Below are 19,086 nucleotides of genomic sequence, written 5' to 3' on the forward strand. Positions count from 1 at the left end.
GTCCGCGGCCGGGTCGCCGGTTAGCGCTCGAAAGCGCATGCGCCGCAGGCGCGAGTCTCGAGCGCTAACCGGCGGCCCCTTGGGGCCGCGGACACGCGCGCGCCAGCGCGCCAATATGCTGAGGCCGTGAACTCAGTCCTGGCCTATATTCCGAGTCCGCCTCAGGGGGTCTGGCACCTCGGACCCTTCCCGCTGCGGGCGTACGCACTGTTCATCATTCTCGGCATCGTCGTCGCCATCTGGTGGGGTGAACGCCGGTGGCGCGAGCGCGGTGGTCAGCCGGGCGCCGTCCTCGATGTCGCGATGTTCGCGGTACCGTTCGGCCTGGTCGGCGGCCGTATCTACCACGTCGCCACCGACTGGCAGAAGTACTTCGGCGAGGGCAAGCACCCCGTCGAGGCGCTCTACATCTGGCAGGGCGGCCTCGGCATCTGGGGTGCGGTGTTCTTCGGTGCCATCGGCGCCTGGATCGGCTGCCGGATGTACAAGATCCCGCTGCCCGCGCTCGGCGACGCGGTCGCGCCCGCGGTGCTGCTCGCCCAGGCGATCGGCCGGCTCGGCAACTACTTCAACCAGGAACTCTACGGGCGCGCCACCGAGGTCCCGTGGGGTCTGGAGATCTACGAACGGTTCGACCCGGCGACCGGCGCGCGCGACATGATGAACGGGGTGTCGACCGGGCGAGTGCTCGAGGTCGTGCAGCCGACGTTCCTCTACGAGCTCGTCTGGAACGTGCTCGTCGTTATCGGGCTGGTGCTGCTCGACAAGCGCTACAAAATCGGTCACGGCCGCCTGTTCGCGCTCTATGTCGCGGGCTACAGCTTCGGCCGGTTCTTCGTCGAACTGTTGCGCAGCGACGAAGCCACCCACATTCTCGGCATCAGGATCAACTCGTTCACCTCCGCACTCGTCTTCCTCGGCGCCATGGCTTACTTCGCGTTGGCGACCAAGGGCCGCGAGACGCCCGCGCAGTTGCAGCCGGACGGTGAGCCGCGTCCGTGGCCGTGGCAGTTCTCCGCGTTGCGGGCCGCCGGTGCGGCCGGCGCCGGTGCGGCGACGGACTCCGCGACCACGACGGTCGACGTCACGAAGAAGGCAGATTCCCCTGCGGTGGAAAATGATTCGGCAGATGCGGACGGTGTGACCACTCCCGCCGACGAGGACGCGAAGGACGTCACCGACGCGAAGGACGTCACCGACGCGAAGGCCGTCGCGGACGTGTCCGGTGAGGACTCCGAGTCCGCGACCGGCGCCGACGGGGAGCCGTCGAAATCAGGTGCGAAGAAGTCCTGATCCACCACGGTTTTCGTCGAACCGACGGGCGTCCGGCAACATTGCGGGCGCCCGTCGCGATATTTCGAATGTGTGGCGAGGGCCGATCGGGTGGTACCCGACAAGACAACAGTGGGCAGTACCGGCCACAATGGCCGTGATCGTCGCGCGCGCACCGCCGTTCGGCCGATCGCCACGGGCCGGGGGCCACGACGGGTACCCGCACGAATGAGGAGGACATGAGTGACCGATCCCTATAACCCCAATCCCCAGTACGGACCTGACCTGAGCAAGCCGCAGGATGGCGGCTCGCAGCCGCAATACGGTCAGCCTGCCTACGGTCAGCCCTCCGATCCGTACGCCCAGCAGCCGCAGCAGCCCGGCTACGGCCAGCCACAGTACGGTGCGCCGCAGCCGCAGTACGGCCAGCCCGCCGATCCGTACGCGCAGCAGCCGCAGCCGGGTTACGGCCAGCCGCAGCCGGGTTACGGCCAACCGCAGTACGGTGCGATGCCGCAGGGCTACAACCCGAACGACCCGGAGGCGCCCTGGGGCCGGGACATGTACGGCGTGCCGTTGTCGGACAAGCAGAAGCTGATGGCCGGTCTGCTGCAGATCTTCCTCGGCAGCTTCGGTGTCGGCCGTTTCTACCTCGGCTACACCGGTCTCGGCATCGCCCAGATCGCGGTCACCTGGCTGACCTGTGGCCTCGGCGCCATCTGGCCGCTGATCGACGGCATCATGATGCTCACCGGCAAGGTGCCCGACCCGCAGGGTCGTCCACTGCGCGACTGATTCCATGCCCACACCGGGGAGGTAGACGGGTGCTCTGCTCACGCGGAGTGCCCGTTTCGCGTTTTCCCACGCGGAGGCCCCCAGGGCCGAGCGTGCCCTAGACGGGACGGCCTGTCGGACCCTTGGCATAGTCTCCGAACATGCAGTTGCGGTACAACTTGCGCAGCTACCCGATGCCCGGCCAACAGATAGCGTTGGCGCGGGCGTTCGGGTGCGCGCGGGTGGTGTACAACGACGCGATCCACACACGCGAGCAGGCCCGCCGTGACGGGTTGCCGTACCCGAAGGACTCGGAACTGTCGAAAGCCCTGACCGCGGTGAAGAAAACACCCGAACGGGCATGGCTGGGCGAAGTGTCGTCGGTCGTGTTGCAGCAAGCTCTTGCCGACGCGAACACTGCCTACCGTAACTTCTTCGGCTCGATTACCGGCAAACGCAAGGGCTCGAAGCTCGGGGCGCCGAGATTTCGGTCGCGCCGTGACAACCGGCAGGCGGTCCGGTTCACCCGTAACGCCCACTTTCAGATCACGGCAGGTGGGAAGCTGCGGTTGCCGAAGATCGGCGACGTGACGGTCCGCTGGTCCCGACTGTTGCCGTCGGAGCCGTCGAGCGTGACGGTCATCAAGGATGCGGCCGGTCGATACTTCGCGTCGTTCGTCGTCGAGACGACCTGCAAGCCGCTGCCCTTGGTGGACGCGGAGGTCGGTATCGATCTGGGGCTAACCACGTTCGCGGTCCTGTCGGACGGCAAGACCATCACCTCCCCGAAGTTCCTGCGCCAAGCAGAACGCAAACTCCGCAAAGCGCACCAAGCCCTGTCCCGCAAGGACAGGGGCAGCAACAACCGGATCAAGGCACGTATCCGTGTCGCGAAGGCCCACGCGAAGGTAGCCGACGCTCGCAAAGACTGGGCGCACAAACATTCCACGACGATCATCCGCGAGAACCAAGCGATCTACGTCGAGGACCTGTGCGTCAAAGGCCTGGCGCGAACCAGGTTGGCGAAATCGGTTCACGACGCCGGGTGGGGCATGTTCACCCGGATGCTCGAGGAGAAGGCCGCACGATACGGCCGGACGGTGCTGAAGGTCGACCGGTTCTTCCCGTCGTCGCGAACCTGCTCGGACTGTGGGCGAGTCGACGGGAAGAAGCCGTTGTCGGTCCGTACCTGGGCTTGCCCGTGCGGGGCGGTCCATGACCGGGATTTGAATGCCGCGAAGAACATCCTCGCCGCCGGACGGGCGGAGAGGCGAAACGCCTGCGGAGAGACGGTAAGCCTGTCCGCTTAGCGGGGAGCACGACTCGATGAAACAGGAACCCACCGAGAGCGCTATTGGTGCTGGTAGGAGTGCCCGGCCTTCAGGCCGGGGAGGACGTCAAATCTCGATCATTCGTGGCAGGGCCGGGCGTACCCGGGGAGTTACCCATGTGTTCACGAAATCAGTTGTCACCGCCGTCGTAGGCCTGTGGCGGACCAGTACTAGGCTGGGGGCCGTGATGCGACGGACGAAGATTGTGTGCACCTTGGGGCCGGCCACTGCTACCCAGGATCGTATTCGTGAGCTCGTCGAAAGCGGCATGGATGTGGCCCGGCTGAACTTCAGCCACGGCGACCACGCCGACCACGCCGACAACTACAAGATGGTCCGCGCGGCCTCGGACGAGATCGGCCGCGCGGTCGGCATCCTCGCCGACCTCCAGGGCCCCAAGATCCGCCTCGGCCGCTTCGCCGACGGCAAGACCGTGTGGGTCAACGGCGAGCAGGTCCGGATCACCGTCGACGAGGTCGACGGCACCCACGACCGCGTCTCGACCACGTACAAAGAGCTCGCGCAGGACGCCAAGGCCGGTGACCGGCTGCTCGTCGACGACGGCAAGGTCGGCCTCACGGTGGAATCCGTCGAGGGCAACGACGTCGTCTGCCGGGTGACCGAGGGCGGCCCGGTGAGCAACAACAAGGGCCTGTCGCTGCCCGGCATGAACGTGTCGGTGCCCGCCCTGTCCGAAAAGGACATCGCCGACCTGGAATTCGCGCTGGAGCTCGGTGTCGACTTCATCGCACTGTCCTTCGTGCGCTCACCGTCGGACATCGAACTCGTGCACGACATCATGGACCGCGTCGGCCGCCGTGTTCCGGTGATCGCCAAGCTGGAGAAGCCCGAGGCGATCGAGAACCTCGAGGCGATCGTGCTGGCCTTCGACGCGGTGATGGTCGCCCGCGGTGACCTCGGTGTGGAGCTGCCGCTCGAGCAGGTGCCGCTGGTGCAGAAGCGCGCGATCCAGATGGCGCGCGAGAACGCCAAGCCGGTCATCGTCGCCACCCAGATGCTCGAGTCGATGATCGAGAACTCGCGCCCGACCCGCGCGGAGGCCTCCGACGTCGCCAACGCGGTGCTCGACGGCGCCGACGCGGTGATGCTGTCGGGGGAGACCTCGGTCGGCGCGTGGCCGATCGACGCGGTGCGCACCATGGCCCGCATCGTGACCGCGGTCGAGTCCGAGACGTCCCGGGTGCCACCACTGACCCACGTGCCGCGCACCAAGCGTGGCGTGATCTCCTACGCCGCCCGCGACATCGGCGAGCGGCTCAACGCCAAGGCGCTGGTGGCGTTCACCCAGTCCGGTGACACCGTGCGCCGCCTGGCCCGCCTGCACACCCCGCTGCCGCTGCTGGCGTTCACCCCGCTGCCGGAGGTGCGCAGCCAGCTCACGCTGACCTGGGGCACCGAGACGTTCATCGTGCCCATGGTGGACACCACCGACGCGATGATCCACCAGGTGGATCAGGCGCTGTTGTCGCTGGACCGTTATCGCAAGGGTGACCTGGTGGTCATCGTCGCCGGTTCGCCTCCGGGTACCGTCGGTTCCACCAACCTGATCCACGTGCACCGCATCGGCGAAGAGGACCACTAGTAGTGAGCAGTTCGATCGACATCGAGACCACGCAGGGCGAGCCGACACCCGATCTGCGGGTGTTGCTCGACCTGCTCGACCTCGAGGCGATCGGCGAGGACACCTTCCTGGGCAAGCACCCGGAGAAGGTGTGGAGCCGCACCTTCGGCGGGCAGTTGGTGTCGCAGGCGATCATCGCGGCCGGCCGCACGGCAGGCGACCGGCCGCTGCACGCGATCAACGCGCATTTCGTGCGCGGCGGTGATGTGAAGAAGCCGATCGAGTACCACGTGCAGCGCCACCGCGACGGTCGCTCGCTGGCCAACCGGACCGTGACGGCCAGCCAGGACGGCCAGGAACTGTTCGTCATGCTGGCCGCGTTCCAGGACTTCGGCAAGGGCCTCGAGCACGCCCACGACGGCCCGGACGTGCCCGATCCCGAAACCCTGCCCCGGGTGGAGGAGAGCTTCGCCGGCTTCGAGGACAAGCTGGAGATGTTCATCAAGGCGCCGCACCCGATCGACATGCGCTATACCAACGATCCGGCGTGGATCCTCAAGGGCACCGGCGAGAAGCTCAACCACAACCGGGTCTGGATGCGCACCGACGGCTCGCTGCCGGACGATCAGCTCCTCCACGTGGCCGCGCTTGGCTATTCCTCCGACACCACCGTGCTCGATTCGATCATCACCACGCACGGTTTGTCGTGGGGGCTGGACCGGATTCTCGCGGCGACGGTGAACCACTCGATCTGGTTCCATCGTCCGTTCCGCTTCGACGACTGGGTTCTCTACGCCACCGAGTCACCGGTCGCGGCGGGCTCGCGTGGGCTGGCGACCGGCCGGTTCTATTCGCGCACAGGCGAATTGATCGCCACCACCGTGCAAGAAGGCGTTATCCGGCACTTCCCGGCCCGCTGAGCGCCGCTGGGCGGCCCCGCTGAGGGCTCCCGTGGCGGGCCGAGCTCAACGCAGTTCGTGGTCGAGTGCCGGTTCGACGACATCGGTGCGCTGATGCGCGCGCAAAATGAAGGGCACGCCGCGGCCAGGATGCGGTGGGGCGGCGCCGTACACGGCCAATGCGAGACCGTGCTCGAGGTCGGCGATGTCGGCGTCGGTGAGATCGGCCGGGTCGCCGACCAGACTCAGCGCGATCTCATAGGTGCTCTCCGCGCTCGGCTCCAGGCCGGGAGAGCAACCGCGCCACTGTGCTTCGAGATCGCGATGGACCGGGTCGCTCGCGTCGACGGGCATGGTGAACCGCCAGGCATAGACATCGCGGTCGTGCACATGGTCGTCGAGGACCGTCCGGACACTGGCGACGATGCGGTCGAGGATCTCCGGTGTCACATACACATGGAGCGAAACATCCGAAATGCGTTTCGGCAAGTCTGTAGTCCCGTCGTGTGTCGAACCTGCAAGGGGTAACACCCACGTCCGCGCCGAAGTGTAATCCCTGCGCGCCGCCGCGAACAGCCTTAGCGAGCGTCAGGACACGGCGGGGTGCCTCAGCGCCTGCGCTGCGCGGCGAGGAATGCCGATAGTGGGCCGGGCCCGCCGGGCGCTATCACCAGGCCGGCGCGATCGCCCTCGCCGGAGAGTTTCGTCTGCTCGTGCGGTGCCAGCGCTCCCAGAACGGGGAACAGCAATTCGGCGATGCGGTCGCCGACCTCGAGGAAGGCTTCCGGGGAAAGGCCGATCGGATCGGCGATGTTCTCCCGGCCGACGTAGGCCAGGTTGTTACGCGCGTCATGCAGTGCGGCAATGGATTTCGCGCCGGTGACCTTGGCGATGCGATAGGCCTCGGCGAGGGTGAAGGTCCGCGGTGTGGTGCCGAAGGCCAGTTCACCGACCTGGTCGCGTAAAGAATCGGTCATCGTCAGCACCAGGTCGGCGCGATCGACCATCTCGGGCTTGAGCTTTCGGGCTTTGAAGCCGGTCGTGTCACCGCCGAGGCTCGCGATGGTCTCCACGGCCAGTGGCTCGGGTGGGAAACCGACCAAGGCGCGGGTGCCTGCGCTCTCCGCGGTGAGGTCGGGTAGGCCGTGCTCCGCCGCGAACGCCCGGGTGAGCCGTTCGGCCATCACCGACCGGCAGACATTGGAGTTGCAGACGAAGAGCACGTGCATACCGACACCGTAATCGGGTCGATTGTCGTGCAGTAGGTCAGAATTGTAACCATCACAAACGCGGTACTACTTATTCACCTCTCGGTTGAACGCCGTACATCAATCATGATGCGCAAATCCGTTGTGTGCCACCGTGATACCCGTGAGATATGGAGTGAAAACCTCGCGGTTATATGTGTCGATCATCACTCGTTCCGATTATAATCATTCGTTCTGTAATAATTCGATTCAGTAATAACCGGCGGTACGGCTGGTGGAGTGCCGTGTACCCGGCCGCGAGTGGAGAACATCGGGCCGCGCGCCGGCACCCGCGGGGCGAATGCCGCCGGCCCGGTCGGTGCCGACATCGTCGTAGACCGCGTCGATCCCGCCACGGCGGAAGTAGGCCTCGTGCCAGAAGCCGGTGCCGCCGGAATCGCGGAGGCATTCACCCCACCACTGCCGCCGCGGTCGGCGATCGGGTCCAGTGCTCCATCGAATCCGGATCCCGCCAGTACTGCCGGGCGCCCCACTGCGGCGGAAACATCGACCACACGATGTCTTCGTGGCGCGGCAATCCGTCGGGCCGGTCGGTATGTGAGCGAGACAACTTCGGGCCGACGCCGAGTGGCCGCAGCATGCCGCGTGGGGTGCGCACCCGCGTCCCGAGCAGGATCATCACCAGGTCGGGGTAGGCGTCCGGGTCGACCGCAGTGCTGTGCACGCGCATGATCGCGGCCCCTTCCGTGGTGCCCTTTCGGGGTACTACGGGGCAGGCGGGCGTCCGGTTCGACCGGCGGTTCGCTTCCCGGCGCGCCGAGACGCTATAGTGACCGCGGTGCGCCGGGTTGGCGGAACTGGCAGACGCGACGGTCTCAAAAACCGTTGTCCGGAAGGACGTGTGGGTTCGAGTCCCACACTCGGCACCACGGCGGAAGCGCGGCGAAGGCAGCCGCGCTCCGCGGGGGAGTATCCGGCGCAGGGTGTGTGCGCGATCTCATCGCAGGCGCATTTTCTGCGCGGAAGCAAAAGGTACTCTTTACATCGCCCGTCGTGGTGTGATCGACAGGCATCTCCAATCCAGAGGGGTCGAACCTATGAGCACGAATGCAGCCGGCGCCACGCGTGAGGCCGCGGCCAAGCGGGTCGTCGTCGCCGAGGATGAGGCCTTGATCCGGATGGACCTCGTCGAGATGCTCAAGGAAGAGGGCTACGACGTCGTCGGCGAAGCGGGCGACGGGCAGCAGGCCGTCGAGCTCGCCGAGGAGCTGCGCCCCGATCTGGTCATCATGGACGTGAAGATGCCGCGCCGTGACGGCATCGACGCCGCCGCCGAGATCGCGTCGAAACGTGTTGCGCCCGTGGTGATTCTGACCGCGTTCAGTCAGCGTGATCTGGTCGAGCGCGCACGTGACGCCGGCGCGATGGCCTATCTCGTCAAGCCGTTCACCAAATCCGATCTGGTCCCCGCGATCGAACTCGCGGCCAGTCGTTTTCACGAAATCACCGCGCTGGAAACAGAAGTCGCGAATCTGTCGGACCGTTTGGAGACGCGCAAACTGGTCGAGCGGGCCAAGGGCGTGCTCATGCAGACCCAGGGGCTCTCGGAACCGCAAGCGTTCAAATGGATTCAGCGCACCGCGATGGATCGCCGCACGACGATGAAGGCGGTCGCCGAAGTCGTGCTGGAGAACCTCACCCCGCAGTGACACGGTTCGGCTCTCACTGCCGCGCGGGTCGAAAGCAGAAAATGTTTACGCAAGCGAAACAATAATGTGAACTATTGCTGGACAACTGACCTCCGACATGATGCGAATGTGATGCGGATCTAACAAAGCGGCGATATGTTCTCTGCGGGCTGAACGTGGTCGGCCCCCTCGGTGAACCCGGGGAGCACAGGACATAGAGGTGAGACGTGCTCAGTTCGACATGGCGCAGTCGGTCGACGCGAGGAGTTCTGGTTATCGGAGCTGCCGCGTCGTTGGTGTTGTCCGGATGCAGTGACAAGTCGTCCGATGGCGGCGGTGGCGGCAACACTGATCTCTCCATCCAGTCGGTCGTTCAGCTCGATACCGAGGGTAAGGCGGTCGCGACAACCGATGCCGGCAAAGCCGCGGACCCCGCTGGCGACGGAAAGGCCAAGTGCGCGCCACAGACCCTCGCGATGGCAGGCCCGCTGACCGGCGGTAATGCCGCCCTCGGCATCAACATCATCATGGGTGTGAAGCTCGCGCTCGACCAGCACAACAAGGCCAACCCGGACTGTCAGGTCTCGGTGAAGCAGTTCGATACCGAGGGCAAGCCGCAGATCGCCAGCCAGGTGGTTCCGACGATCGTCGCCGACCCGAACATCGTGGCCCTGGTCGGCCCGACCTTCTCGGGTGAGACGAAGGCGACCGGCCAGATCCTCAGCGAGGCAGGCATGCCCACGCTGACGGCATCGGCCACGAACCCCGCCTTGACCACCAACGGCTGGAAGACCTTCTTCCGTGGTCTCGGCAACGACGACTCGCAGGGTCCGGCCGTGGCCAACTATCTGACCGGCGAGAAGGGCTTCAAGAAGATCTGCGTCGTGCAGGACAACACCGACTACGGTGCCGGTCTCGCGAAGGCCTTCATCACCGCCGCGGGTCCCGCGGCCGACGCCTCCTGCGGGACCAGCGTCAAGGAAGGTGACAAGGACTTCTCGGCAGCGGTCTCGAAGCTGTCCGCGGCCAAGCCCGACGCCATCTTCTACGCCGGTTACTACGCCGAGGCAGCACCGTTCGTGCAGCAGCTGCGTTCCGGTGGCGTGACCGCGGCCTTCGTTTCCGCCGACGGCACCAACGATCCCGAGTTCGTCCGCCAGGCCGGTTCCTCGTCCAAGGACGCGCTGCTGTCGTGCCCGTGCAGCCCCGCGCCGGAGAAGTTCGCCGCCGACTACAAGGCGCTCAACGGCCAGGCGCCCGGCGTCTACTCCGTCGAGGGCTACGACCTGACCACGATCCTGCTCAAGGGAATCGATGCCGGTAAGGTCACCCGCGCCGAGCTCGTCGACTTCGTCCGAAACTACGACGGCACCGGTGTCGCCCGCCAGTACAAGTGGGGCGAGACCGGCGAGCTGGCCAACATCCAGATCTGGATGTACCAGGTCAAGTAGTTCCGAAGACGTGTGTAGCGGTGCGCGTGGCTGTGATGCCACGCGCACCGCGCGCCTGACGCGAGAGTAACCATGACATCAGCGGCTTCGCTCGGTGTGACCCTGTTGGCCGAGGGGTCCATCGATTTCAACGTCTCCGGGGTGATCGACCAGTTCTGGCGATTGACCGTGGACGGCCTCACCTACGGCTCGATCTACGCTCTGGTGGCTGTCGGCTACACGCTGGTCTACGGCGTGCTTCGACTGATCAACTTCGCCCACTCCGAGATCTTCATGCTCGGCATGTTCGGCACCTACGTGGGACTGGAACTGCTCGGCTTCGCGCCCAGCGGCAACGTGTATTCCCAGGGTGTCGCGCTGACGGTTCTCTACCTCGGCGTGGCGATGCTGTTCGGCATGCTCGTCTCGGGCATCGCGGCGGTGGGGCTCGAACGGATCGCCTACCGGCCGCTGCGCAGGCGCGGCGCGAAACCGCTGGCCTTCCTGATCACCGCGATCGGTATGTCGTTCGTGATCCAGGAGTTCGTCCACTACATCCTGCCCAAGATCAAGCCGGGTCTCGGCGGCTCCAACGCTCAGACCGGAATCCGGCTCGTCGAGCCGAAGGTGCAGTTCACCTTCCTCGGCGCGCAGGTCACCAATGTGGCGCTGGTGATCTTCGCCGCGGCCATCGTGCTCGCGGTCACCACCGAAATCGTCATCAACAGAACCAAATTCGGCCGTGCCATCCGCGCGGTGGCCCAAGACCCCGACACCGCCACCCTGATGGGCGTCTCGCGCGAGCGGGTCATCGTGCTGACCTTCCTCATCGGCGGTCTGCTCGCCGGCGCCGCCGCGATGTTGTACACGCTCTACATTCCCACCGGCATCATCTTCTCCGGCGGTTTCATCCTCGGCATCAAGGCGTTCAGCGCCGCGGTGCTCGGCGGTATCGGCAACCTGCGTGGCGCGCTGCTCGGCGGTCTGCTCCTCGGCGTCGCCGAGCAATACGGGCAGATCCTGTTCGGCACCGAATGGCGTGACGTGGTCGCGTTCGTGCTGCTGGTGACCGTGCTGATGTTCCGGCCGACCGGCATCCTCGGCGAGAGCCTGGGGAGGGCACGCGCATGACAGACCTGACGAAAACTCCGGAAGTTCCCGCCGCACCCAAGGATCGACGTGGCGTCGGCGACGCGATCCGCGGCTGGTGGGACGGGCTCTCGCGGCCTGCCCAGTGGGCCGTCGGGGTGCCGATCCTCGCCCTGCTGGCGCTGATGCCGCTGTTCCCGCCCCCGCTGCTCGACACTCCGGGCGTGAGCTTCGGCGGTGTGATGGCGCAGTTCGCCATGTACGCGTTGATCGCCATCGGCCTGAACGTGGTGGTCGGCCAGGCGGGCCTGCTCGACCTCGGCTATGTCGGCTTCTACGCTGTCGGCGCCTATACGGTCGGCCTGCTGACCAGCCCGAACAGTCCGTGGAACCAAACCGACGGCGGATGGCTCAGCTCGGGCTGGGCGTGGGTGGCCTGTCTGCCGATCGCGGTCGCGCTGACCGCGCTGGCCGGTCTGATCCTCGGCTCCCCGACCCTGCGGCTGCGCGGGGACTACCTGGCGATCGTGACGCTCGGCTTCGGTGAGATCGTGCGCCTGATGGCCGACAACCTGGGCGAGCTGACCAACGGCAGCCTCGGCCTGTCCAAGATCGCCTACCCCGAGGTCGGTGAATCCGAAGCGCATCCCGGTGGCTACTTCTCCCCGGGCAACCTCGGTGACAAGAGCAGCTGGAACCCGTTCGATCGGGCGAGTAGCGGCACCTGGTGGTTCTGGCTCGGCATGGTCCTGGTGATCGTGGTGCTGTTGATCATCGGCAATCTCGAGCGCAGCCGGGTCGGCCGCTCCTGGGTCGCCATCCGCGAGGACGAGGACGCCGCCGAGATCATGGGCGTGCCGACCTTCAAGTTCAAGCTGTGGGCGTTCGTGATCGGTGCCTCGGTCGGCGGTCTGTCCGGTGCGATGTACGCCGGTCAGGTCACCTATGTGAACCCCAAACAGTTCGACATCATCTTGTCGATGCTGTTCCTGTGCGCGGTCGTGCTCGGTGGTTCGGGTAACAAGCTCGGCGTGATCGTGGGCGCGTTCCTCATCGCGTACCTGCCGATGCGGTTGCAGTCGGTGCAGCTGGTGTCGAACGAGTCGACCGGCTATCTGCTGCTCGGCCTCGATATCGCGCTGCTGATCGGGTTGTGGTTGCTGTGGCGGTGGCGCAGGGACTCGCTGGGCACATGGGTCCGACGCGCGGTGATCGCACTCGCGATCTTCGCGGTGATCGCCGGATTGCTGCTGTTCGGCAGCGTGCTGCTGTTCCGCAAGGGTGGCGCGCAGAACCTCGGTGACCTGAAGTACCTCTACTTCGGCATCGCGCTCGTGGTGATGATGATTCTGCGGCCACAGGGTCTGTTCCCGGTGCGGCAGAAGCTGCTCGCCTACGGCAGACAGGTGTACCAGGCCGTCGTGCGCAAGCCGGCGGCCGAATCGATCGGAGCAGGGCAATGACGGGGCCGGGCGCGGGAGACGCGCTGTACGACAACGAAGACATGAAGGCGGGCTACCAGCCGCCGCCCGAGGTCGAGCCGACGGGCGAGGTCGACGTCACCGCGGTGATGCCCGAACTCGCCGATGCCGAGACGGTCGCCGAGGTGGTCGCGCCGCATCGAGCGATCGAGACCGCGGTCGGCGAGCCGCTGCTGCGCACCGACGGTCTCACCGTCAAGTTCGGCGGTCTGACCGCGCTCGACGGGGTGAGCTTCGAGATCCGCCGCGGCGAGATCCTCGGCCTGATCGGCCCCAACGGCGCGGGCAAGACCACCTGCTTCAACGCGATCACCGGTGTCTACAAGCCCGCGTCGGGCAGCGTGCACTTCGACGGTCGGCCACTGGCCAAGACCAAGCGCAACGAGATCACCCGGATGGGTATCGCGCGCACGTTCCAGAACGTGCGGCTGTTCGGCGAGATGACGGCGCTGGAGAACGTGGTCGTCGGCACCGACGCTCGCCACACCACCTCGGTGCCCGGCGCGGTGTTCCGCACGCCGAAGTTCAAGCGTGAGGAGCGTGACGCCATCGAACGCGGCATGGCGCTGCTCGAGTTCGTCGGCATCGCGCCACGCGCGGTGGAGAAGGCCCGCAACCTGTCCTACGGCGATCAGCGCAGACTCGAGATCGCGCGGGCGCTGGCCACCGAGCCCAAACTGCTGTGCCTGGATGAGCCGGCTGCTGGTTTCAATCCCAGCGAGAAGTCGGCGCTGATGGATCTGATCCGCAAGATCCGCGACGACGGCTACACCGTGCTGCTCATCGAGCACGACATGCGCCTGGTGATGGGCGTGACCGACCGGATCGTAGTGCTGGAGTTCGGGCGCAAGATCGCCGACGGCCTGCCCACCGCGGTGCGCGAGGACCCGGCGGTGATCGCGGCCTACCTCGGTGTGCCCGACGCGGACACCATCGACGAGGTGCGCGAGGAATCCGTGGCCGCTGCGGAGGAGGGGGCGACCCCTTCGCCGGTTGTGGCGCAGGCGCGCGAGGACGAGCCGCAAGCCGTTGTCGAGAAGGCGGTGCCGCTGCTCGAGGTGCAGGACATGGTGGTGAACTACGGCCGGATCGAAGCGCTGCACGGCATTTCGCTCTCGGTCGCCGAGGGTGAACTGGTGACATTGCTCGGCGCCAACGGCGCGGGCAAGACCACCACTATGCGGGCGATGTCGGGCCTGCTCCCGCTCACCTCGGGCCGGATCCTGTTCCAGGGCAAAGACATCACCACGATGAAGGCACACGATCGGGTGGTCGAGGGTCTCATCCAGGCACCCGAAGGTCGCGGGGTGTTCCCCGGCATGACGGTCGCGGAGAACCTCGACATGGGTTGCTACGGCAGGCCTTTCGAGAAGAAGACCGAATACCAGCAGACCCTGGATTGGGTTTTCGAACTGTTCCCCCGCCTGGCCGAACGCCGCAAGCAGGTCGGCGGCACGATGTCGGGTGGCGAACAGCAGATGCTCGCCATCGGCCGCGCCCTGATGGCCCGTCCCAAGCTGCTGCTGCTCGACGAACCGTCGATGGGTCTGGCCCCCATGGTGATCCAGCAGATCTTCCGGATCATCAGCGAGATCAACCGCCAGGGCACCACCGTGCTGCTCGTGGAACAGAACGCCCAACAGGCCCTGACCCGCAGCGATCGCGCCTACATCCTGGAAACCGGCGAGGTCACCAAGTCCGGCCCCGGCGCGGCGTTGCTGACCGACCCGGCGGTCAAGTCGGCCTACCTCGGCGTCGATTGACCCTGGATTCGGCATAGTCGGCCCCTGTCAGCTCAGCTCGGGCAGGCGGGGGCCGACGTCGTTTTCGGCCGCCTCGATCTGGACTGACCAGAGGGTGCGACGAAGGAGTGCCCGGCGGGAGGGAAGATCGAGGTTAATAGGCCGAAAACCCGCGGCGCCAGCCGCCGATAATTCTGTCGGTGGGGGTGCCTAGACTCATGCGCGTGAGTTCACCGACGACTGCGCAGGCATCGACTACGACCACTGCCCCTGACGGCGAGCGGCCTACGCTGCTGCTCCTGGACGGGCATTCGATCGCCTATCGCGCGTTCTTCGCGCTACCGGCGGAGAACTTCAAGACCGTCACGGGTCAGACCACCAACGCGGTGTACGGATTCACCTCGATGCTGATCAATCTGCTGCGCGACGAGAAGCCGAGCCATGTCGCCGCGGCGTTCGACGTGTCGCGCAAGACTTTCCGCACCGAGGCGTACCCGGAGTACAAGGCCAACCGCAGCGCCACCCCCGACGAGTTCCGTGGGCAGGTCGAACTCACCAAGGACGTGCTCGGCGCGATGGGCATTCCGGTGATGGCCATCGACGGCTACGAGGCCGACGATGTGATCGCCACCCTCACCACTCAGGCCGTCGCGCAGGGCTACCAGGTCTTCATCGTCACCGGCGACCGCGACGCGATCCAGCTGGTCAACGATGACGTCACCGTGCTCTACCCGAAGAAGGGTGTCTCGGACCTGACCCGCTTCACCCCGGCCGAGGTGGAGACCAAATACGGCCTCACCCCCGCGCAGTACCCCGACTACGCGGCCCTGCGCGGCGACCCGAGCGACAATCTGCCCGGCATTCCCGGGGTGGGGGAGAAGACCGCCGCCAAGTGGATCCGCGAATACGGTGACCTGGCCACCTTGGTCGACCGGGTCGACCAGGTGAAGGGCAAGGTCGGCGACTCGCTGCGCGCGAATCTGTCGAGTGTGGTGCTCAACCGCCAGCTCACCGAGATGGTGCGCGAGGTGCCGCTGCCCTACACCCCCGACCAGCTGATCAAGGCGCCGTGGGACCGCGACAAGATCCACCAGCTCTTCGACGACCTCGAGTTCCGGGTGCTGCGCGACCGGCTGTTCGACACGCTCGGATCCCCCGAGCCGGAAGCCGAGTCGGGTTTCGAGATCAGCGGTGCCGCGCTCGAACAGGGCGCGGTGGCCGACTGGCTGGCCGAGCACGCGAAAGCCGGTGTGCGCCACGGTCTCTCGATCGTCGGCGTCGGCACTCCCGTCCACGGTGACGCGCGGGCCCTCGCCATCGCCGCCGCCGACGGAGAGGGCGGCTACATCGACCTGACCGTGCTCACGCCCGAGGACGAGACGGCGCTGGCAGCCTGGCTGGCCGACCCCGAGGTGCCCAAGGCCCTGCACGAGGCCAAGTCCGCCGGTCACGCGCTGCGCGGGCGCGGTTTCACCCTGGGCGGTCTCACCACCGACACCGCCCTGTCGGCCTACCTGGTCCGCCCCGGCCAGCGCAGCTTCAACCTCGACGACCTGTCGCTGCGCTACCTCAAGCGCGAGCTGCGGGTCGAGACCGTCGACACCGGTCAGCTCTCGCTGCTCGACGACGAGGACACCCTCGCCGCCGACGTCGCCCGCGAGGAAATGCTGCGCGCCCGCGCGGTCGCCGACCTGGCCGACGCGCTCGACACCGAACTCGCGGCCATCGAATCGACCCCGCTGCTCACAGAGATGGAGCTGCCGCTGCTCGGCGTGCTCGGTCAACTCGAGGAAGCAGGCATCGCGGTCGATGTCGCCCAGCTCGAAAACCTCCAGCAGCAGTTCGCCGACCGTGTCAGCGAGGCCGCGAACTCCGCCTACGACGTGATCGGCAAGCAGATCAACCTGGGCTCGCCCAAGCAGCTACAGGTGGTGCTGTTCGACGAGCTCGACATGCCGAAGACCAAGCGCACCAAGACCGGCTACACCACCGACGCCGATGCGCTGGAATCGCTGTTCGAGAAGACCGGCCACGCGTTCCTGGAGCACCTGCTGGCCCACCGCGACGCGACCCGGCTCAAGGTGACTGTCGACGGCCTGCTCAAGTCGGTCTCCGACGACGGCCGCGTGCACACCACGTTCAACCAGACCATCGCCGCCACCGGTCGTCTCTCCTCGACCGAGCCGAACCTGCAGAACATCCCGATCCGCACCGACACCGGCCGCCAGATCCGCGACACGTTCGTGGTCGGTCCTGGCTTCGCCGAACTCATGACCGCCGACTACAGCCAGATCGAGATGCGCATCATGGCGCACCTGTCCGGTGACGCGGGCCTGATCGAGGCGTTCAATTCCGGCGAGGACCTGCACACCTTCGTCGCGTCGAAGGCCTTCGACATCCCGATCGCGGAGGTGAGCCCCGAGCTGCGCCGCCGGATCAAGGCCATGTCCTACGGCCTCGCCTACGGTCTCAGTTCCTATGGCCTGAGTGCCCAGCTGAAGATCAGCACGACCGAGGCCAAAGAGCAGATGGACGTCTACTTCGACCGCTTCGGCGGCATCCGCGACTACCTGTCCGACGTCGTCGATCAGGCCCGCAAGGTCGGCTACACCCAAACCCTGTTCGGTCGCCGCCGCTACCTCCCCGACCTGGACTCCAGCAACCGTCAGCGCCGCGAATCCGCCGAACGCATGGCGCTGAACGCTCCCATCCAGGGCACCGCCGCCGACATCATCAAGGTCGCGATGATCAACGTGCAGAACGCGATCCGCGAGGCAGGACTGCGCTCACGCATGCTCCTGCAGATCCACGACGAACTCGTCTTCGAGGTGGTCGACGGCGAACGCGAAGCACTCGAAGCCCTTGCGCGCGAACAGATGTCCGCCGCGATCGACCTCTCGGTCCCGCTCACCGTCTCCGTCGGCACCGGCCGCAGCTGGGACGCGGCCGCGCACTGACCCGGCCACACAGCACAATGGGCACCGACCCGCGCGGGGTAGGTGCCCATTGTGGGCGTGTCAGGGAACGCTGATTACGCGTTGACCGTCACGGCATCGTCGGCGATCGAGTAGCTGATCGAACCGTTCTCGAACTGGCTCACCTTGCCGCCGTCGATGTCCTGCTCGTCAGTGGTGGGGTAGCCCAGACGACCGCCCGCGCCGCCTTCGGCTTCCCATGCCAGTCGGATGGCGCCGTACACGGTCTTTGCTCCGGTCGGGAGCTTGAAGTAGATGACTCCGCCGGTGAATTCCTGGAACTTGCCACCGTTGGCGGCGTCCTGCTCTGCCGAGGTCGGCTCACCCAGCGGGCTGGAAGCGCCACCGGCTTCGTTGTAGTGATCGCCGATAGCCCCAGTGACTTCGAATGCCATGTCGAACAATTCCTTTCACGCAGTAACAATTGGCCTAGCGGCGGCGACGCTACAGTGCCATCGCCCGTTCTGGGCGGCGACTCGCGGGAGATTCACGATCTGGTCACACTTCGTTAGCCGATGATTTGCTCGTGACCGACGGCTGGAGTCGGCACACGATCTACCTGCCGTCATCGGGAAACCTGTTGCGGCGCTAGAGAAAACGCTGGCCGATAGCTTCGGCGATCTTGCCGGGCTCGTGCTCGGGGATGAAGTGCTTGGCATCAGGCAGCTCGAGGACCTGGTGATCGGTGAACGTGTCGCGCATCCGCGGCAGGAACGCCGGGGCGCGAAAAGCCATGTCCTTCATGCCCCAGACCAGCAAGGTGGGTTTGGCGCCGAGTCGAGCGGGCACGTCGGTGGCCAGCTGCTCGAGCAGCGGGCGCGCAGCCAGGATCTGCCCGGGCATAGCGGCGATCCCGCGCCTGGCTTCGGGTGAGGGCTGCACCTTGCGGTAGTGGTCGGCCTCGGCGGCGCTGATCGTGTTCCGCAGCTCGGCGATCAGAAACCGCTCGACGAGCAGGTTGTTGTCCAGGATCCGCCGCTGCATCGGCCTGCTGCCCATGACCCGGCTGAAGGCTTTCTGGGGCCAGGTCTCCGTCGGCCACAACGTGGTGTTGCCGAGTACCAGTCCACGAACCCGGTCGGCCCGCTCGGTGCCCACGGCGGCGCCGATCGGCCCGCCCCAGTCCTGGCCCATGATCACGAACTGATCGAGCCCGAGATGGTCGACGAGCTCGCCGAGCACCGCGGCATGTTCGGCGATGGTGTAGCCGTAGCCCGCGGGCCGCTCGGACAGGCCGAAACCCGGGTAATCGACTGCGATGCAACGAAATCGGTCGCCCAGCTCGCCGATGATCTTGCGATAGAGAAAGCTCCACGTGGGGCTGCCGTGACAGAACAGAATGGGGATTCCGGAGCCTTCGTCGATGTAGTGCACCCGGCCTGCGGAGGCAGCGAACCACCGGGACTCGAAGGGGTAGAGCGCTTTGTCCGGTGTGAAATCGATCAGCATCGCATCCATCCTGTCCGAGGGTTTCGATCCGACCATACGGACGAAAAGATCTGCGGTTCAATGCGTTCGGTGGATATGCCGCTGAGATGCTCGCCACGCATGCGGTGATGGCCCCGGACCGACTCGACTGTGTGTGCTCCCTCGGTCACGAACGGGCCGGGTCTGC

The 19,086-nt window shown here is 66.2% G+C and carries 16 protein-coding genes, 1 tRNA gene and 1 pseudogene; 13 read left to right on the forward strand and 5 right to left on the reverse strand.

Annotated elements, in window-relative coordinates; all coding sequences use genetic code 11:
- The first annotated feature begins 126 nt into the window (after nucleotides 1-126).
- The 5 genes from lgt (at nucleotide 127) to ACFXKN_RS15270 (ending at nucleotide 5,879) form a co-directional block, all read left to right on the forward strand.
- Nucleotides 127-1,293, forward strand: a complete 1,167-nt coding sequence (gene lgt, locus ACFXKN_RS15250; protein ID WP_379433180.1) for a prolipoprotein diacylglyceryl transferase — start codon at nucleotides 127-129, stop codon at nucleotides 1,291-1,293.
- 222 nt (nucleotides 1,294-1,515) lie between these two features.
- The gene (locus tag ACFXKN_RS15255; protein ID WP_378957240.1) at nucleotides 1,516-2,067 is read left to right on the forward strand and encodes an NINE protein; all 552 of its coding nucleotides are present in this window, start codon (nucleotides 1,516-1,518) and stop codon (nucleotides 2,065-2,067) included.
- A gap of 140 nt (nucleotides 2,068-2,207) precedes the next feature.
- A complete protein-coding gene (locus ACFXKN_RS15260) occupies nucleotides 2,208-3,356 on the forward strand; it encodes an RNA-guided endonuclease InsQ/TnpB family protein (protein ID WP_379433181.1) in 1,149 nt (382 codons plus the stop codon).
- Nucleotides 3,357-3,561: 205 nt separating this feature from the next.
- On the forward strand, nucleotides 3,562-4,980 hold the full coding sequence (gene pyk, locus ACFXKN_RS15265) for a pyruvate kinase (RefSeq protein ID WP_379433182.1): 1,419 nt from the start codon (nucleotides 3,562-3,564) through the stop codon (nucleotides 4,978-4,980).
- A gap of 2 nt (nucleotides 4,981-4,982) precedes the next feature.
- Nucleotides 4,983-5,879 (forward strand): acyl-CoA thioesterase, encoded by an 897-nt coding sequence (locus ACFXKN_RS15270; RefSeq protein ID WP_379433183.1) that lies wholly within the window; start codon nucleotides 4,983-4,985, stop codon nucleotides 5,877-5,879.
- Between the two features lie 45 nt (nucleotides 5,880-5,924).
- Here the strand turns inward: ACFXKN_RS15270 and ACFXKN_RS15275 are convergent, their stop codons facing one another.
- The 3 genes from ACFXKN_RS15275 to ACFXKN_RS15285 form a co-directional block, all read right to left on the reverse strand.
- Nucleotides 5,925-6,308 carry a hypothetical protein gene (locus ACFXKN_RS15275; RefSeq protein WP_379433184.1) on the reverse strand — a complete coding sequence of 128 codons (384 nt, stop codon included), beginning with the start codon at nucleotides 6,306-6,308 and terminating at the stop codon, nucleotides 5,925-5,927.
- A 158-nt stretch (nucleotides 6,309-6,466) separates the two neighbouring features.
- The gene (locus ACFXKN_RS15280) at nucleotides 6,467-7,087 is read right to left on the reverse strand and encodes a low molecular weight phosphatase family protein (RefSeq protein ID WP_379433185.1); all 621 of its coding nucleotides are present in this window, start codon (nucleotides 7,085-7,087) and stop codon (nucleotides 6,467-6,469) included.
- A 427-nt stretch (nucleotides 7,088-7,514) separates the two neighbouring features.
- Nucleotides 7,515-7,796 carry a hypothetical protein gene (locus ACFXKN_RS15285; protein WP_379433186.1) on the reverse strand — a complete coding sequence of 94 codons (282 nt, stop codon included), beginning with the start codon at nucleotides 7,794-7,796 and terminating at the stop codon, nucleotides 7,515-7,517.
- 112 nt (nucleotides 7,797-7,908) lie between these two features.
- Between ACFXKN_RS15285 and ACFXKN_RS15290 the strand changes: the two genes are divergently transcribed.
- The 8 genes and pseudogenes from ACFXKN_RS15290 to polA all read left to right on the forward strand — a co-directional run bounded on the left by ACFXKN_RS15290 (nucleotide 7,909) and on the right by polA (nucleotide 17,453).
- Nucleotides 7,909-7,995 (forward strand) — tRNA-Leu (locus tag ACFXKN_RS15290).
- Nucleotides 7,996-8,163: 168 nt separating this feature from the next.
- Nucleotides 8,164-8,775: an ANTAR domain-containing response regulator gene (locus ACFXKN_RS15295; RefSeq protein ID WP_056824610.1), complete on the forward strand. Its 612-nt coding sequence runs from the start codon at nucleotides 8,164-8,166 to the stop codon at nucleotides 8,773-8,775.
- A gap of 272 nt (nucleotides 8,776-9,047) precedes the next feature.
- Nucleotides 9,048-10,205: a branched-chain amino acid ABC transporter substrate-binding protein gene (locus ACFXKN_RS15300; protein ID WP_378957098.1), complete on the forward strand. Its 1,158-nt coding sequence runs from the start codon at nucleotides 9,048-9,050 to the stop codon at nucleotides 10,203-10,205.
- Between the two features lie 72 nt (nucleotides 10,206-10,277).
- Nucleotides 10,278-11,315 carry a branched-chain amino acid ABC transporter permease gene (locus tag ACFXKN_RS15305; protein WP_378957023.1) on the forward strand — a complete coding sequence of 346 codons (1,038 nt, stop codon included), beginning with the start codon at nucleotides 10,278-10,280 and terminating at the stop codon, nucleotides 11,313-11,315.
- Nucleotides 11,312-12,736, forward strand: a complete 1,425-nt coding sequence (locus ACFXKN_RS15310; RefSeq protein ID WP_378957003.1) for a branched-chain amino acid ABC transporter permease — start codon at nucleotides 11,312-11,314, stop codon at nucleotides 12,734-12,736. The genes ACFXKN_RS15305 and ACFXKN_RS15310 overlap by 4 nt, the downstream gene beginning before the upstream one ends.
- Nucleotides 12,737-12,843: 107 nt before the next feature.
- A pseudogene (locus tag ACFXKN_RS15315) lies at nucleotides 12,844-13,665 on the forward strand (ABC transporter ATP-binding protein); the annotation flags it as partial.
- A gap of 156 nt (nucleotides 13,666-13,821) precedes the next feature.
- Nucleotides 13,822-14,517 (forward strand): ABC transporter ATP-binding protein, encoded by a 696-nt coding sequence (locus ACFXKN_RS15320; RefSeq protein ID WP_378957527.1) that lies wholly within the window; start codon nucleotides 13,822-13,824, stop codon nucleotides 14,515-14,517.
- A gap of 197 nt (nucleotides 14,518-14,714) precedes the next feature.
- Nucleotides 14,715-17,453 carry a DNA polymerase I gene (gene polA / locus ACFXKN_RS15325; RefSeq protein WP_379433187.1) on the forward strand — a complete coding sequence of 913 codons (2,739 nt, stop codon included), beginning with the start codon at nucleotides 14,715-14,717 and terminating at the stop codon, nucleotides 17,451-17,453.
- 74 nt (nucleotides 17,454-17,527) lie between these two features.
- Here the strand turns inward: polA and ACFXKN_RS15330 are convergent, their stop codons facing one another.
- Nucleotides 17,528-17,866 carry an LGFP repeat-containing protein gene (locus ACFXKN_RS15330; RefSeq protein WP_378956971.1) on the reverse strand — a complete coding sequence of 113 codons (339 nt, stop codon included), beginning with the start codon at nucleotides 17,864-17,866 and terminating at the stop codon, nucleotides 17,528-17,530.
- Nucleotides 17,867-18,059: 193 nt separating this feature from the next.
- Entirely contained in the window at nucleotides 18,060-18,920 is an 861-nt protein-coding gene (locus tag ACFXKN_RS15335; protein WP_379433188.1) for a haloalkane dehalogenase, read from the reverse strand.
- Between the last annotated feature and the right edge of the window lie 166 nt (nucleotides 18,921-19,086).

The sequence above is a fragment of the Nocardia sp. NPDC059195 genome (genome assembly GCF_042754695.1).
Taxonomy (GTDB): Bacteria; Actinomycetota; Actinomycetes; order Mycobacteriales; family Mycobacteriaceae; genus Nocardia.

What these genes read in the sequence shown, in the direction of transcription:
- ACFXKN_RS15295 (WP_056824610.1), top strand. Translation starts at nt 8,164, where the DNA reads ATGAGCACGAATGCAGCCGGCGCCACGCGTGAGGCCGCGGCCAAGCGG.
- ACFXKN_RS15320 (WP_378957527.1), top strand. Translation starts at nt 13,822, where the DNA reads ATGGTGGTGAACTACGGCCGGATCGAAGCGCTGCACGGCATTTCGCTC.
- ACFXKN_RS15260 (WP_379433181.1), top strand. Translation starts at nt 2,208, where the DNA reads ATGCAGTTGCGGTACAACTTGCGCAGCTACCCGATGCCCGGCCAACAG.
- ACFXKN_RS15335 (WP_379433188.1), bottom strand. Translation starts at nt 18,920, where the DNA reads ATGCTGATCGATTTCACACCGGACAAAGCGCTCTACCCCTTCGAGTCC.
- ACFXKN_RS15305 (WP_378957023.1), top strand. Translation starts at nt 10,278, where the DNA reads ATGACATCAGCGGCTTCGCTCGGTGTGACCCTGTTGGCCGAGGGGTCC.
- ACFXKN_RS15330 (WP_378956971.1), bottom strand. Translation starts at nt 17,866, where the DNA reads ATGGCATTCGAAGTCACTGGGGCTATCGGCGATCACTACAACGAAGCC.
- polA (WP_379433187.1), top strand. Translation starts at nt 14,715, where the DNA reads ATGCGCGTGAGTTCACCGACGACTGCGCAGGCATCGACTACGACCACT.
- ACFXKN_RS15310 (WP_378957003.1), top strand. Translation starts at nt 11,312, where the DNA reads ATGACAGACCTGACGAAAACTCCGGAAGTTCCCGCCGCACCCAAGGAT.
- ACFXKN_RS15280 (WP_379433185.1), bottom strand. Translation starts at nt 7,087, where the DNA reads ATGCACGTGCTCTTCGTCTGCAACTCCAATGTCTGCCGGTCGGTGATG.
- ACFXKN_RS15285 (WP_379433186.1), bottom strand. Translation starts at nt 7,796, where the DNA reads ATGCGCGTGCACAGCACTGCGGTCGACCCGGACGCCTACCCCGACCTG.